Origin of the sequence: Rhodohalobacter mucosus (assembly GCF_003150675.1) — a bacterium.
Taxonomy (GTDB): Bacteria; Bacteroidota; Rhodothermia; order Balneolales; family Balneolaceae; genus Rhodohalobacter; species Rhodohalobacter mucosus.
In genome coordinates this window covers 33,002-48,492 of the sequence record NZ_QGGB01000003.1, presented here as the reverse complement: position 1 = coordinate 48,492, position 15,491 = coordinate 33,002, and the positions used below count along the sequence as shown (strand labels likewise).

The 15,491-nt window shown below is 49.2% G+C and carries 14 protein-coding genes; 8 read left to right on the top strand and 6 right to left on the bottom strand.

What is annotated here, in order from left to right; all coding sequences use genetic code 11:
• The first annotated feature begins 123 nt into the window (after nucleotides 1-123).
• The 4 genes from DDZ15_RS03365 to DDZ15_RS03345 all read left to right on the top strand — a co-directional run bounded on the left by DDZ15_RS03365 (nucleotide 124) and on the right by DDZ15_RS03345 (nucleotide 4,272).
• Complete coding sequence (locus DDZ15_RS03365; RefSeq protein ID WP_109644892.1) at nucleotides 124-495, top strand: BlaI/MecI/CopY family transcriptional regulator; 372 nt, start codon at nucleotides 124-126, stop codon at nucleotides 493-495.
• Nucleotides 492-1,910 carry a M56 family metallopeptidase gene (locus DDZ15_RS03360; protein WP_109644890.1) on the top strand — a complete coding sequence of 473 codons (1,419 nt, stop codon included), beginning with the start codon at nucleotides 492-494 and terminating at the stop codon, nucleotides 1,908-1,910. The genes DDZ15_RS03365 and DDZ15_RS03360 overlap by 4 nt, the downstream gene beginning before the upstream one ends.
• Nucleotides 1,911-1,915: 5 nt before the next feature.
• Nucleotides 1,916-3,082: a 6-bladed beta-propeller gene (locus DDZ15_RS03355; RefSeq protein ID WP_158278613.1), complete on the top strand. Its 1,167-nt coding sequence runs from the start codon at nucleotides 1,916-1,918 to the stop codon at nucleotides 3,080-3,082.
• A 230-nt stretch (nucleotides 3,083-3,312) separates the two neighbouring features.
• A complete protein-coding gene (locus tag DDZ15_RS03345) occupies nucleotides 3,313-4,272 on the top strand; it encodes a glycoside hydrolase family 130 protein (protein WP_109644884.1) in 960 nt (319 codons plus the stop codon).
• 205 nt (nucleotides 4,273-4,477) lie between these two features.
• On the opposite strand, the gene DDZ15_RS16795 is transcribed toward DDZ15_RS03345, so the two are convergent.
• Nucleotides 4,478-6,352, bottom strand: coding sequence for a peptidylprolyl isomerase (locus tag DDZ15_RS16795; RefSeq protein WP_199222867.1), 1,875 nt, complete (start codon nucleotides 6,350-6,352; stop codon nucleotides 4,478-4,480).
• 154 nt (nucleotides 6,353-6,506) lie between these two features.
• Here DDZ15_RS16795 and lexA point away from each other — a divergent pair, with 154 nt between their 5' ends.
• Nucleotides 6,507-7,163: a transcriptional repressor LexA gene (gene lexA, locus DDZ15_RS03335; protein WP_109644882.1), complete on the top strand. Its 657-nt coding sequence runs from the start codon at nucleotides 6,507-6,509 to the stop codon at nucleotides 7,161-7,163.
• Nucleotides 7,164-7,247: 84 nt separating this feature from the next.
• Here lexA and mutL read toward each other — a convergent pair whose 3' ends face one another.
• From mutL to DDZ15_RS03320, 3 genes are all read right to left on the bottom strand, one after another.
• Entirely contained in the window at nucleotides 7,248-9,101 is a 1,854-nt protein-coding gene (gene mutL, locus DDZ15_RS03330; protein WP_242978861.1) for a DNA mismatch repair endonuclease MutL, read from the bottom strand.
• 98 nt (nucleotides 9,102-9,199) lie between these two features.
• Nucleotides 9,200-9,415, bottom strand: coding sequence for a hypothetical protein (locus DDZ15_RS03325; RefSeq protein WP_109644878.1), 216 nt, complete (start codon nucleotides 9,413-9,415; stop codon nucleotides 9,200-9,202).
• Nucleotides 9,416-9,751: 336 nt separating this feature from the next.
• Nucleotides 9,752-10,468 (bottom strand): transposase, encoded by a 717-nt coding sequence (locus DDZ15_RS03320; protein WP_109644876.1) that lies wholly within the window; start codon nucleotides 10,466-10,468, stop codon nucleotides 9,752-9,754.
• A 371-nt stretch (nucleotides 10,469-10,839) separates the two neighbouring features.
• Between DDZ15_RS03320 and icd the strand changes: the two genes are divergently transcribed.
• Complete coding sequence (gene icd, locus DDZ15_RS03315; protein WP_109644874.1) at nucleotides 10,840-12,087, top strand: NADP-dependent isocitrate dehydrogenase; 1,248 nt, start codon at nucleotides 10,840-10,842, stop codon at nucleotides 12,085-12,087.
• A gap of 330 nt (nucleotides 12,088-12,417) precedes the next feature.
• Here the strand turns inward: icd and DDZ15_RS03310 are convergent, their stop codons facing one another.
• Nucleotides 12,418-12,996 carry a hypothetical protein gene (locus DDZ15_RS03310; protein WP_109644872.1) on the bottom strand — a complete coding sequence of 193 codons (579 nt, stop codon included), beginning with the start codon at nucleotides 12,994-12,996 and terminating at the stop codon, nucleotides 12,418-12,420.
• Nucleotides 12,997-13,472: 476 nt separating this feature from the next.
• Between DDZ15_RS03310 and DDZ15_RS03305 the strand changes: the two genes are divergently transcribed.
• Complete coding sequence (locus tag DDZ15_RS03305; protein WP_109644870.1) at nucleotides 13,473-13,883, top strand: TonB-dependent receptor plug domain-containing protein; 411 nt, start codon at nucleotides 13,473-13,475, stop codon at nucleotides 13,881-13,883.
• 29 nt (nucleotides 13,884-13,912) lie between these two features.
• On the opposite strand, the gene DDZ15_RS03300 is transcribed toward DDZ15_RS03305, so the two are convergent.
• Nucleotides 13,913-14,434, bottom strand: a complete 522-nt coding sequence (locus DDZ15_RS03300; protein ID WP_109644868.1) for a C40 family peptidase — start codon at nucleotides 14,432-14,434, stop codon at nucleotides 13,913-13,915.
• 117 nt (nucleotides 14,435-14,551) lie between these two features.
• Here DDZ15_RS03300 and DDZ15_RS03295 point away from each other — a divergent pair, with 117 nt between their 5' ends.
• Nucleotides 14,552-15,277: a pyridoxine 5'-phosphate synthase gene (locus DDZ15_RS03295; RefSeq protein ID WP_109644866.1), complete on the top strand. Its 726-nt coding sequence runs from the start codon at nucleotides 14,552-14,554 to the stop codon at nucleotides 15,275-15,277.
• Nucleotides 15,278-15,491: the final 214 nt, after the last annotated feature.

The window sequence follows — 15,491 nt, the reverse complement described above, 5'->3', positions numbered from 1 at the left end:
TTCTGAGATCACCCTCAATACTCAATGCTCAATACTCAATACTCAATGCTCAATATTAAAATCCCTTGCCTTTCTGGTTTCATTAATCTACATTCGTAGAAACAACTCTAATCATGTAGAAGAATGAAGCTCTCGAAAACGGAAGAAGAACTGATGAACCACCTCTGGAAGCTCGAAACAGCTTTCATGAAGGACCTTCTGGAATGCTATCCGGAGCCCAGGCCGGCCAGTACCACGATTGCCACCCTACTCAAGCGCATGCAGGAGAAAGGGTATGTGGGTTACAACCAGATGGGCCGCTCGCGCCAGTACTATCCGATTGTGGAAAAAAAGGATTATTTCTCCACCTACATCAACGGATTGATCCGTAAATTTTTCAATGACTCGCCCGCTCAGTTTGCCTCATTTTTCACGAGGGAGACAAAGCTCTCCGATGCCGAACTGGAAGAGCTGCAGGATATGATTCATGATGAACTGAAACGGAGGCAATCATGATTATCTATCTTGTGAAATCAGCACTGTGTCTTCTGCTCCTTCTGGGTCTTTATCATCTGTTTCTTGAGCGGGAACGGATGCACCATTTCAACCGCGCCTACCTCCTGCTGACTCTGTTCATGGCCGTTGCGGCCCCGCTAATGCCTTTTGGCATCATAGAGAACTGGTTACCGGGAGTTGCAGCGGCTGACCTCGCATCGGGGAGATTTTCGGAGAGTGTCCAGCCAGTACTTCCCGTCTCAGACAAAGCGTCCATCGGCCATCCATCTATCCCGTCAAAGCCAACCATAATCATTCTTGCAGCCTCTTTATACATCCTGATCACGGCTGTACTCTTAATCAAATTCCTTGCAGGCATTCACTTCCTGCTCTCATCCATGCGTCGATTTAAGACTGCCATGTATGGCAACTCCATAGTCGTGCTTCTTAAAAAGCAAACGGGCCCCTTCAGTTTTCTGAACTGCATATTTGTGAATGAACGGGAATACCTCGACGGCAAAATCGGACGGGAGATTATCATTCACGAACAGACGCATATCCGCCAGCGCCACTCCTGGGATATTCTGGCCGTTGAAATCATCCGGATCCTGTTCTGGTTCAACCCGCTCTTCTATCGTCTCAAGAGAGCGATGCAGCTCAATCACGAATTTATTGCAGACCGCGCCGTGCTGCAAAAAACCGGCAACAGGTCGCGCTACCAGCACATCCTATTCCGGGCACTCCAGCCGGCTTCCGGAAACGGTATGGTAAGCAGTTTTAATTATTCACTCACCAAAAAACGGTTTCAGATGATGAACCGACCCAGATCCCAAAGCGACATCCTGTTCAAACAGACGGTAGGGGTTACCATTCTCTTTACAGCTATGGTTCTTTTTGGCATTCAGGCGGACGCCCAAACACAGGACCGGAAAACCCTTTCGATCGAAATCGGCACTTCGCAGGTGATCATGCTTGACGGCAAAGAGATCCATTTCTCACATCTTGAACAGATGCTAAGCACCTACGACAATCCGGAAGAGTACGTGGTGCATTTCAAAGTTCATCCCAATGCTCCGTTCGGCCTCATTACCGACGTACAGCGTATTCTTCGTCGAACAGATCTTCGCCGGCTGAATTATAGCAGTGAGGATACCCTCAAGTCTGACCTTGTAAGGGAAGCAAGGACCCTAAGGGAAGCAAGAATCAGCATGCAAATAGCGGAAGCCAGGTTTATTCAGCAATCGGAGGCCTATATGAGCCTGGAAGCGAAAGAGTCCAACCTGTCCAGGCTTCAGGAAGCGTATCAGGAAGTTTCAAATCTATACGAGCGGCTCAGGAATAAACAGGGAGACCTGACAGAATTGGGAGCCGAACAGCTGCCGCCACCGCCCCCTTTCCCTCCCGATCCGGAGAGACGCATCAATAACCGGAATTGATGCTTATGCAATTCTCCTTGATTCACGGTTCACTCCCAACAAAAGGTAGAGGTCTTTACCTCGCACTTATCCTGTTAGTTCTGTCGGCGGGCTGCAGTCCCGAAAACAGTTCAGATCAGAACCTGCCGGAAATCACGGTTCTGGACCGTTTCACCAAAGCCATATCGGTTGATGACAATCTCCTCTATGCGCCGGTATCCATTCAGATTGATGCAGAGGGAAATCTATACGTGCTGGATACCGCGGTTATGCAGGTACAGGTACTTGATGCAGGTGAACCCCGCCTGATCCGTTCCATCGCCGGACCGGGCAGAGGTCCGGGTGAAATTGTGCGTCCAAGTCATATACGGCTCGCAAACAACATGATTCACGTGATCGATACCGGTCAGTTTGTGATTCAACGCTACAGCCTTGACGGCCGCTTTCACTCCGCCATATCCTATGGCGAATGGGGATATTTCCCATCCGTTGCCGCACCTCCTCCTGCACCGGTCAATCCATCAGCAGTGATCACTCCCGACCTGGACAACAAACCGCATATTCTTGCAAACGGTGACCTGATGCTCTCACCCATGGGCGTCAGAGACAGCATATCCTCACTGTATAGACGGTATAACTCTGACCGGGAGTTTCTGGCCCGGATCGGACACATTCCGGACGGCAGTTCGTTTATTCTGAGCAATGAAGAGGTGAAGAGCGATATTCAGGAGAATCGCATCCCTTCCTTTTACCTGCCAAAAGCATTTCCTGTGTCATCTGCACAAGACGAAGACCTCATTTACATGATCTTCTCATCCATGCCGAAAATTGCCCGCTATCAATCGGACGGAATCATGGCATGGGAAAAAGAAATTACCGGGATTTCTGAGCTTGATTCCATCAAAACAGGATTTTTCTCGTCTATGGAAAGGATAATGCAGAATGACAGCAGATTCAGAATTACGCTCAATTTCTATCATTCCGGAACTGTAAGTCCCGAAGGTGAACTCTGGCTGATCACTCAATACCGGGATATCTATCTGCACAGGTTTTCAGCCAACGGGGCTCTGTTGAATCGCTATAAACTGGTTGCAGAAGATGAAAAACTGAAACCCATTTTTGACATCCATTTCGAAAGGAAAGAAATCTTTATTGTTAACTCCGACGGAGAAGTGCTGCTTTTTCCGTATTGACAAACCGTTTATCCGGGTAAGATTTTGTTCCGTGCCCACGATATAACTAACGCCAATCCGATATAAGGAATTGAACAGAATAAGTCCCCCTTCCCCCGTAGGGATCCCTCTGGGACGAGGAGGTTGACGCGCGCCATCGGGAAACTCACGTTAAGCAACCTTTCTCTTGACTTCTTCCCAAATTGCTCCTTCATTTCCTGAATAATCTGAACTGATTGCGGGACATAATCATGGGAACTTCATCAACAACTGCTGCACTCATCATCGCCTGTTTTTTTCTGAGCGGATGTTACGGGAAAACCGATACAAGCTGGCAGCTCGGCCCATTCGAACGGCATGAATCAAACCCGATCCTCACACCTCAGGGATCCACCTGGGAAGCCAAGGACCTGTTCAACCCGGCCGCCTGGTCGGACGGTGAAACGATCTACATGCTCTATCGCGCCGAAGACTCCACCGGCATTGGCGACTGGAACGGCACCTCGCGGATCGGGCTGGCTACGAGCACCGACGGCGTGAACTTCACCCGTGAGCCCGATCCGGTACTCGAACCTTCGGAGTCCTGGGAGCTGCCCGGTGGTGCGGAGGATCCGCGGCTGGCGCTGATTGACAGCACCTTCTATCTAACCTATACCGCCTACGACGGAGAAACAGCGCACCTGGCGCTGGCCGCGTCTCCCGATTTAAGAAACTGGACCAAACACGGCCTTGTATTTCCGGACAGAGGCTGGACAAAAGCGGGTGCCATTGTCCCTCAGCGTATCAATGGACGCTACTGGATGTATTTCGGCGACACCAATATCTGGATTGCCTGGTCGGAAGATCTGGTTACCTGGACAGCCATCGAGGAACCGGTAATGTTTCCGCGGGATGACCATTTCGACAGCCGTTTGATTGAACCCGGCCCCACTCCGATCATCACCGAACACGGTATTCTGCTTCTCTATAATTCAGCGGATGAAAACCTGGTCTATCGAACGGGTCAGGCGCTTTTTGACCTGCACGACCCCTCCCGGCTGATCCGGAGATCCGATACCTGGTTTATGGAGCCTGTAAATGAACTGGAGGTGGGCGGACAGATACCCAATGTGGTGTTTATTGAGGGCTATGCAGAACTGAATGGCCGCGGTTACCTCTATTACGGCATGGGCGACTCCGGCATTGGCGTCGCATTTACCGACCTGGAGTGAAGCTTAGATAGCAGATGTTTTGAGCCACTGAGGCACGGAAAGTTTTTTTTGGTAAGGAATAAATAAAAGAGTGTCCCCTTTTCCGGTAGGGATCACTTTGTGGGAAGGGGGCAATGGGGGATGATCATGAACTATCAGGATGCCAATACTTTAGCTATTGACTACCATATAAATCCCTTCCGTGCCTCCGTGGCTAACCAACCCTCTACCGGATCGAAATCCTTGCCCGGATGATTTTATCTCCCACCTGAATTCGGTCTACGACGTCCATTCCCCTGACTACTTCCCCGAAGCGGGTATAGTTGCCGTCAAGGTGCGGTGCACGTTCATGCATAAAGAAAAACTGGCTGCCTTCCGTGTCGGTTCCGGAACTCGCGATTCCCGCCGATCCGCGCAAATAGTGGTCGAATGAGGGTTCCGACGGTATGCGGTAATCCGGTCCGCCAAAGCCGTCGCGCCGGTCGTAATCGCCTCCCTGAATCACAAAGTTTCGAACCACCCGGTGGAAAGCCACGCCGTCATAGAGCCCCGTCCGGGTAAGGCTGTCGATAGACGAAACGGTAAACGGAGCGGAGAGCGGATCCATCCGCACATCTATCGTCCCCTTTTCGGTCTCCAGAATCCAGTGCGGTTGGGTTCCCATCTCATAGAGCCGCTGCCAGTCCGGTATCCGGAGCGGTTCCGGTTCCAGGGGATCAACTTCGTTCAGGGTATCCGGGAAACGGTCTTCCAGTACCTGGCGCAGCACCATGGCATTGTCACGAACCTGGTCCTGCCTGGCACGCTGATGGGCCTGCTCTATGGGCTCTGCAAAAGAGTCCGGAATGAGCTCATCATTCAGCAGTATGGGCTGAATCGCAGACATCACGCTGCGGTTGCCGCGTTCAAGCTCATAGCGAATCCGCTCCCTGAATACGTCATCATTTTCAGCACTCCGGTTCTCCATCCAGAATCCCAGAAGATCCCGTGTAGCATGCATCGCACCGACTCCCCCCTGTTCAAGCGCTATGAGAAGCCTCTCCCCGTATTCATCTGTTGATTCAACTGATCTGAACAGCGGAAGCGCACGATCGGACAGATAGGGGTTTCTATCCGCATAAAACTCCATTTTCTCTTTATATGGACTGATATTTCGTTCGTGATCGTGCAATAAACGAAGTGCCCCAAAAAATATCTCATCATTGCGGGTGTGTTTTGCAAATGAATTCTCAATGCGCTCAATCAGGTCGTCGTTTGCATCACCGCTCAGACGCAAGGATTCCATAAACTGAACAGGAACATGCGCGTTTTTATGCCTCATCACTTCATCCACTGCACGCTTCATCCCCTCATCGGCAGAGTTGCGTGCAGCCACTTTCGCGACCTCCACCCAAAGCTGTACATCGTCATGATATTTTTCAGGCTCAGAAGTTTCAAAAAGAACCATCAGTGCCGGACCTCCCAGAATCCTCACCATATATTTATCCACTTCAGGGTCGCTGCCCACACCGTACTCCGCCCACGCCTCTGTTATCGGTACAACGGACTCAGGGCTGATCACGGATCCCCCCGACGAGCCTCGGTAAAACCCATAAAGCAATGCTTTGGCGGCCTCCGGCTCTGCTGTGGTCAGCGCTGACCGGATCACCTGTTCCCGCTGCTCATAATCCTCTCCGGACCGGATCATCAGCGTGCTGAGTGCCAGGGCGCAGCGCCCGCTACTTTGAAACAGGTCAGGCCGCTCAAAAAGTACCTCCAGACTACCCTCATCCCCCTGCCGGTAAAAAAGTTCACAAACCGGCGAATCGGTGATCTCACCTGTTAGGAATGCACGATTGATTCGGCTGATCATCTGATCATCGTGCTGCCAGAAGCTGAGCGCATACCACATATCACCGCCTATACTTGCGGGGTTCTCCATAAACCGGCTCATAAAAGCACCTTCATCCCCCGGCCCGGCCTTTGCCAGTGCGCGCAGTGCAAGTGAAGCGGCGGCCGGATCGGGATGGGTTGTAAGCTCGTAGAGCGGAACTGTCTCACGATTCACAATGGCTTCCGCCATCGCAGGATACTCCGTACGTACAACGGGGTTTTGATCCATCGGTCCGGATTGGGGCCCGCATCCCTGCAAGAGCATGATCACAGCAAATAGACATACCCACACCGGGAAATTGTGTGTTGAATTCATTCTAACATTGATATTTGAAAAAGTTCTTTGTTTATTGCACATATATTATACAGTAATCAAATTATCTATGGATCACGCTCAGCTTACCCGTAAACAGAAGGAATTCTTCGACTACATTGTCAGCTACAAAAATGAACATGACGTCTGGCCCACGTATCGTGAAATTGCCGACGAGTTCAATTATAAGTCGCCCAACAGTGTAACACAAAATATTCAGGCGCTCTTAAAAAAAGGATACCTGATCCGCGGTGAAGATGAAGAATACGACATTCATCCCAGCCATGAAGAGCTTCTGGGAGCCAAACGTGACACGGGCATTCCGGTTCGCGGACTCATTGCGGCCGGTTATCTGCAGGAGGCCGTTGAAGCTGATCTTGGGCGCATTACCCTTGAAACGCTCTTCCCCCGGCTTGATGATATGTTTGCCCTGCGGGTTTCGGGTATGAGCATGAAAGATGCAGGTATTTATGACGGGGATTTTGTGCTGCTGATGGACTCCGATGTGAAAGACGGGGATATCGGTGCGGTGCTTTACAATGGCGAAACAAGTTTAAAAAGAATTTATCACGACAAAAACGGCCTCAGGCTTGAACCTGCAAATGAAGAGTATGATGCCATCGTAGTGGAACCCGATGTGTTTGAGGAAGTGCGGATAATTGGCAAATATATCGGTCATGTTAACCGGTCGGGCATTCACCGCGCTGTTACCCGAAAAGCCAGTTGATCTGGACGAACCAGCCTAAGATTCGGGAATCATTCTATGATGCCCCACCTTCGAAGGGTGAAACTTCACTCAGAGATTGATTGCCTACCGAAACCGGTTCTTCAGTTCATCCATCGACATATACACCAGGGTCGGCTTTTGAAGCGGATCCATATAGGGCTCGCTGCAGGCAAAAAGCTGATCAATCAGCATTTCCATCTCCTGCGCGGCAAGTCGTTTGCCCCGCGGAATGGCGGTTCGTGAGGCAAATGCAATGGCCACCTTGTCACGCGCTTCCAGCTTCACTTTATTGTCAAGGTCCCGGTACTGATGCAGCATATCCCGGAGAACGGCCCTTTCATCACCGATATCAATATCGGCGGGTACGCCATTGATTATTGCCGTATTGCCGCTGAGAAGCTGAATACTGAAGCCCATTCGCTGAATAATGGGAAGGAGCTCTTCAAGAAGTGCAAAATCCGTCGCGCTAAGCTCAACGGTTTGTGCAAACAGGAGCTGCTGCGTACCGGGCAGCGATTCTTCGGTAGAGCTCAGCGTTTTCTCGTAGATGATGCGTTTGTGCGCCGCATGCTGGTCGATTACGCAGAGTCCCGTCCGTGTTTGGGTTAGAATGTAGCGGTTATGCAGCTGCCAGAATCCTTTTTCACTTTCGGTTTTGGCGCTCTGTTTCTCACTATCGGATTGGTAATCCCCGGTGCTCTCTGCATCCGGTGAAGCTGGCTCCCCATACAGATATTCTGCGCTCTCATCACCGTCGGCCGGCCGGTTTCCCTGCCTGTAGTTTATTCTTGACGGGAATTGCATCGGTTCTCTCTCACCCCTGTCGCGCCCCTCAGGCCGGTTTTGCACATTGCCGGAGCCCAGCGAGTCAAAAGTAAGGTCAAAATCACTCTCAAAACTTCCCGACCTTCCAGGATCCGGAACCACAAAATATTCGTTCAGCGCTTTCTTCACCACCGACCTTGCAAGCTGTATAATGCTCCGTTCATCGTCAAATTTAACTTCCATCTTGGCGGGGTGAACATTCACATCCACCTGTCCGGGATCCATATCAAGGAAAATGGCATAAAAAGGATATTCATTCTGCTTGGTCCACGCATCGAACAGACTCAGAATAACATAGCTCAGGTAGCGATGCTGAAATGGCCTGCCATTGACGAAGAAAAACTGCTCGCCGCGGCTTTTCTTGGCCAGTTTCGGATCGGCCAGCAGCCCGTGAATCCTGACATAGCTGGTCTCCTCTTCAAAGGGTATGAGGCTGGCGCGATATTGGCGGCCGAACAGGTCTGCAACGCGCTGCTCAAGGGTTTGCGGGGGCAGCTGGTAGAGCTGGTCACCGTCTGCATGCATCTCGAACTCAATGCCCGTATTGGCCAGGGCCATATTCTGAAAGGTGCGTATGATATGCTTCAGCTCCGTTGCATCCGTCTTTAAAAACTGCCGGCGGGCGGGCACATTGTAGAACAGGTTGCGAACAGCAATTGAGGTGCCGTTATCCGTAGCCGCCGGTTCAAAACGGGTTTCTTCTCCACCGAATATTTCAATCAGTGTGCCCGCATCGTCCTCATAGCGCTTGGTTTTCATCTCAATCTGTGAGATGGAAGCAATCGATGCCATAGCTTCACCCCTGAAACCCATGGTTCTGATTCTGAAAAGGTCCTCAATGGATTCGATCTTGGATGTGGCATGTCGCTCAAAACAAAGTCTCGCATCGCTTTCAGACATACCGCAGCCGTTATCAATAACCTGCACAAGAGTTCGCCCTGCCTGTTGAACGATCAACCTGATCCGGTCTGCGCCTGCGTCCACAGCATTATCGAGAAGCTCTTTGGCAACGGATGCGGGACGCTGTATCACTTCCCCTGCCGCTATTTTGTTGGATAGTTCCGGGGGCATAGTGCGGATAATAGACTGCCCCGATTCTCCGATTTGTTTCAACGTATTCTGGTAACTGCTGGATTAAAAAGTTCAGGTGTGCTGAAAAGAACCCGGACTGCTTATGCAAAAAAACAGGTTCCTCAAGTTCGCCAATTTAGTCAAAGAATTGACATAATGTAGATAACCATTGCAAGTCCGGCTGCGTACATAACAATCCTCATATTCTGGCTTTTCTGCCGGTTCCGGGTGCTTGCACTGCGTGTTTTGATTCTGATTCTCTTACGGCGTTTCTCCTCCTCTTCAGGATTGTAATACCTCAGCGGAGGGTCAAATTTCTTGGGCTGCCGGCGACGCCCCATCATCGGTCTGATCATAAATTACTCCGTTTTAAAACCCTAACGAATGTGATGACTGAATTGTTTTGAAGATACAGGATAGGCTGCGAAAAAACGAATCTCCCTCACCCCATGACTTCACGTCATCGGGTGAGTCACAGTGCCTGGATTTCTGTTCAAGGCGCCTGTATTGGTTCAATCCCCGCAGTGCAAACCTCAATGGTCCACCTTAGACCGGTTTCGGGACAGGGCATTCATCGGATGACGGGAAGTCATCCGATGAAGATCCCCTCACCCCATGACTTCACGTCATCGGGTGAGTCGCAGTGCCTGGATTTGTTTTCAAGGTCACTTTGAGGAATCAATACCGCTTACTCAAAAAATATGATCCTGAAAATTTTCAGGCAAAGATTGACTGACGAACTCCTTGAACTCATTCCAGTCAGTGGGAAGATTAAACAACTCAGTTGCGAGTTCTTTGTTACAGAGAGTTCCATTTCTTTGCCCTGAATAATCAAGATATGCGGAATATGGCCACCCTGAAAAATCTGCAGATAACTTGGCCCTGACAGGATTTTGCAAAATGTACAGAAAGCAGATAAGGGCATAATTCTCTCTGAATTCGATTCCCGGATTTACATTTTTGGATTTCGTGCCTTGTTGAAAAAGTGAACCTTTGCTTTTTTGAGCATTGTTAATTGCCCTGGTGTAGGATCTCAGCATAATGCCAATGTTTTGATTCAATTGACTGACATCGAGCAACTGAAATCCATCCTGTGCAATTACTTTAGTAGATGTGTGATGTGTTGCAAGTTGCTTATTACTGCATTTGCTGTGAAGATTATTCGTTTGATCATCTGATTTAGCAAGATGTGATAAATCATTCCGTTCAATTTCATGATTATCTTTCACTTTAATCAGCCAATGAAAATGATTTGGCATTAAACACCAAGCCAGAATATGGCAATATGGAGTCAGGTGAGTTTTCATCTTTTCAAGAAAAAAGATGTAATTCCTGCTCTCAAAGAAAACTTTCTGTCGGATGTTTCCCCGATTAAAGATGTGATATAGTTCTCCCGGATAAAATTTCATCGTGCTTTCTCTCTTTGTTAAAACTAACCCTTCCTAATTAAATTGAGAATAGCTCAAAAAATCAACTCAAAACTCAATGGTTCGCTTCTGACCGGTTCCGGGGAAGGGCATTCATCGGATGACGGGAAGTCATCCGATGAAGGTCACCTCACCCCATGACTTCACGTCATCGGGTGAGTCGCAGTGCCCGGATTTCTGTTCAAGGCGCCTGTATTGGTTCAATCCCCGCAGTGCAAACCTCAATGGTCCACCTTAGACCGGTTCCGGGGCAGGGCATTCATCGGGTGAGTAGTGAGGGTAATGCTCGATGGAGATCGTTTTTTTCGTTATTATTCAGAAGCAAAAAATGTTAACCAAAATCATGACTACGAATGAGCTATGACAAGTTAGAAAAACCTTCAAAGGGAACCGTTGTAACGAAGAATGAAGACGGCACCCTGAAGGTAGGCAACGACCCTATTATTCCGTTCATTGAAGGAGACGGAATCGGTATTGATATCACGCCCGCAATGAAGCATGTGGTAAACAGTGCCGTTAAAAAGGCCTATGGCGGGGAGAAGGAAATTAATTGGTTTGAGGTATATGCCGGAGAAAAGGCACTTGAGGTGTACGGAAATGACGATTGGCTCCCTGAAGATACGCTGAAGGCTTTTCAGGAGTACCTGGTTGGAATTAAAGGCCCCCTAACCACGCCGGTAGGCGGCGGCATTCGTTCTCTGAATGTTGCAATCCGACAAAAACTGGACCTCTTCGCATGTGTGCGTCCTGTGAAATACTATAAGGGAACACCAAGCCCGGTTAAGCAGCCTGAACTGACCGATATGGTAATCTTTCGTGAAAATACAGAAGACATCTATGCCGGTATCGAGTATCAAACCGGCACAGATGAAAACAGAAAGGTAAGGGATTTTCTCATCAACGAGATGGGAACCACCAATATCCGCTTCCCTGAGACATCTTCACTGGGTATCAAGCCGATCTCCATTGAGGGGACAAAACGCCTGGTTCGCGCAGCTATCAATTACGCTGTAGAACAGAAACGCGACAGCGTGACGCTGGTTCACAAGGGCAATATCATGAAATTTACAGAGGGAAGCTTCAAGAACTGGGGCTATGAGCTGGCCAAAGAGGAGTTTGGCGCAGAAGAGATTGACGGCGGTCCCTGGTGTAAATTGCCAAACGGCATCGTAGTCAAGGACGTGATTGCGGATGCTTTTCTGCAGCAAATTCTTACACGTCCCGACGAGTACGACGTGATCGCCACCATGAATCTGAACGGCGACTATATCTCTGACGCCCTGGCAGCCTGTGTAGGGGGTATCGGGATCGCACCGGGTGCCAACATCAATTACGACACGGGTATTGCGGTGTTTGAAGCTACACACGGTACAGCTCCCAAGTACACCGGGCAGGATAAAGTGAATCCGGGTTCACTGATCCTCTCTGCCGTAATGATGCTGCGGTATCTGGGCTGGGGTGAAGCGGCCGACCTTATCGAAAAAGGTCTGGAAACAGCCATCAGCAACAAGAAGGTCACCTACGACTTCGAACGACTTATGGAGGGTGCCACCCTGCTCAAGACCTCTGAATTCGGAGAAGAGATCGTAAGCAACATGTGATACACAGCAGAGTGAAACCATGTACAAAGCCTTTCACCGGGTAAATCGGTGGAAGGCTTTTTTTTTGTAATCCCGCATGGGTATGTAGTGTGCAGGTTTATGAATCTGATTAAATTGATTCAAGATCAACACAACACCCCACTGGCAGACTTACCCCCTGCCGATTGGTTATTGAGACTGAGAACACACAGACAGAGAACAAGAGAGATTGCCCGCCGGTTTGAGAGCCGGCGGGCTTTTTATTTTCTATTCTGCATAAAAAAACCCTTCCCGAATCAGGAAGGGTTTCTGCGTAAACCGGTGTCAGCACTTTACAGTGCCGGGACTGTTTTACAGCACAACCGGCTCTTTATCGATCTGTCCGGCGCGCCACATTTTCTGAGTCTCTTCCATTGCTTTGCGCCCGATCTCTTCCGCGGTTGATTTATCAAGACCCGTTGATTCACGGGCTACTACCATTGGAATAACCCTGCTCAGTTCCGTTATCACAGGGGTAATTTCACCGAGATGGTTAACGGAAAGTTCTGCCAGTTCCTGATCATCCATGCCCAATGCGTGTGTGTGGAGCATAGTATAACCGGTAGCCAGCATAGAGAGAGCCGTATAATCGTCTCTGAGCATTTTTGATACGGGATCTTTACGCACGGAGTCAATCAATCCTGCTGCAAGACCCGCGAAAGAACCAAGCAGCTCTTTGAGATCCGATTTTCGGCCGCCGCCCAATCGATCAATCTGGTTTTCAAGTGCGTCAATCTGGCTCCTCAGAATACGATCGATACTATTAAGCAGCTCCATCGCATCCGCGTCGCCGGCCTGGTCGCTGGTACGCTGTTTATTTACGGCATTATACAAGTGTGTCTCGAGCGTCAGTAAGTCGGCTGTGTAATCTTTTAGTTTTTCTGCAGACATATCAGAATCTGTGTTTTTGATTTATTTATTTCTCCAATTCATCTATCACAACAATCTTAAAGAATTATTAATTCAATATTTGCGCTATTTAAATCTGTAAATTTCATTATTGACAAACCACATGGCCATGCGGTGAACCGAATACTGTTTTCTTTGTATTATGATCAAAGAACAACACACACAGACACACTTACCCCGTGTCATCGTTAGTTTGATTGAGAACTGAGAACACACAGACAGAGAACAAGAGAGATTGCCCGCCGGTTTGAAAGCCGGCGGGCTTTTTTTTACCTATGAAACGCGATGGGCGCAGTGACGTATAATTTACCAGTATTACCTTTCCTGCTGGTATAGATTCAGAGAGTAATCCCTTCACTTTCTTTAAAGATCCGTTGTGTTGTACTTATCAAATGGCAACTCTTCAGAATTCTGCTATATTACATGTATAGATTTACCACTCACCAACCACGGGTCTGATGAAATCAGCATCTAATCTGCTCATTCCCCTGTTTATACTACTTTCCGCTTGCGCGACAACCGAACGGACAACAGATAGCGGAGACAGCTCACAAACTGAAACTTCTGAGAGCAGCAGCGTCGATCCATCCATTTCGCTACTGAAACAGATCCGCATGCTGCCGGGTATTTATGTCGAGAGCCGTGGCGGCGAGCTGAATGTCTATCTGCGGGGACAGTACTCTTTCAATGCGGAGACGAGGGTGTTGTTTGTAGTAAACAATGTACCGATTGGGCGCGATTTCAATGCTCTTGACAGCATGGTTAATGTTGAAGACATACAAAGCATACGGGTGATGCGTGCCATTGAGTCGGCACAGCTTTATGGACTTCGCGGCTCATCAGGAGCTATTGTTATCAAAACAAAATAGTCCGAACAGAACAGAATAGGACCCAGCCGCTACAAAACTCTTCGCACCCCCAGAAATCTTCCGGCCCAGTAGTTTTCCGATAGATTTGAGATCATCACGCCGCCTGAGACCGATGCGTGCAGAAAGTCGCCATTTTGCATGGCGATGCCTACATGCAATGTGCGCCTGCCCGTTCGAAAAAAGATAAGATCGCCCGGCCGTATATTGTTCCTCCGTACCCCCTGGCCTTCACTAAGCTGCCGGCGGGTATTACGGGGAAGGCTGGTTCCGAAAAATTCACTGTATACAACCTGTGTAAATGCAGAACAGTCAATACCGTTCATCCCCGTCCCGCCCAGCAGGTATGGCGTACCCTTCCACTCATTGTGTGCACTGTGAAGCTGTTGCACCACCCTGCTTATGCCTGGTCCTGCAGCGGAAATAGCAGCAGGTGCTGAGGGATTGTCCTCAGAGCTTTCAACAGTTATCGGCGAGGGTGCCGCTGATGCCGCACTGCCCGGAATACTGCCACGTTTAACCGTGCCGCATGAGGCAAAAAAGAGTGCAAGCAAAAGTAAAACAGCATGTAATCTGTATAAATAGGATCCGAACACTGAATTCTCTATTTGCAAATGGAGTTTGTATCTTTCGACACTTAGATGACTTTGTTGGTACCAATCTACTAAAACATGAGATTACTTGTAAATATCGATCATATTGCAACCCTGCGCAATGCACGCGGCGAGGGTTATCCGGACCCCATTGAAGGTGCGCGGGTTTGTGAAGATGCAGGGGCAGCCGGTATTGTTTTCCACCTGCGCGGCGATCGCCGGCATATTCGCGATGAGGATGTACATAGGCTGAAAAAGTCTGTCAAGGGTGTCCTCGATTTTGAGATGGCCGCTTCAGAAGAGATGATCCGGATTTGCAGGGAAGTGAAACCCGATCTGTGTACGCTTGTGCCCGAAGGCAGAGAAGAGCTGACAACGGAGGGCGGGTTAAACATGAGGCATGTATACGACGATTTTAAGAACAGGGCGTTTCCGGCATTCCGGGATACCGGTATTGAAATCAGCCTCTTTCTGGACCCGAACCAGGAGGATATTGAACTGGCCGCCGAACTGGGCGCCGATGCGGTGGAGCTTCATACAGGAACATTCGCAAACGCGCCGGATGCTGCTTCCGGAAAAAGCGAACTCAGGCGTCTGCATGACGCAGCGAAATTGATTCACAAACACGGGATGATGGTCAACGCAGGCCATGGACTGAACCTGGCCAATCTGCCTGAACTCATTGAAAACGTCCCCCACCTGCACGACATCAGCATTGGTCACGCGCTGGTCTCAAAAGCCCTGTTTTGGGGTTTGGACCGGACTGTGAAAGAGTATGTGGGATTGATGAAGGGCGGTATTTGATAGATGGTGGTTGATAGTTGTTGGTTGATAGTTTGTTGATTGACAGTTGTTGATAGTTGATTGTTGATTGTCGATTGTTGGTTGTTGGTTGGTGGAACTGCCATCAATAACATGAAACCTGGAATTAACCATGTACGATTGGCTATAGACTACAATCCACCCACAACCGGCAACCGGCAACAAACCACTGACACCTGCATTGTTTCATTACCGG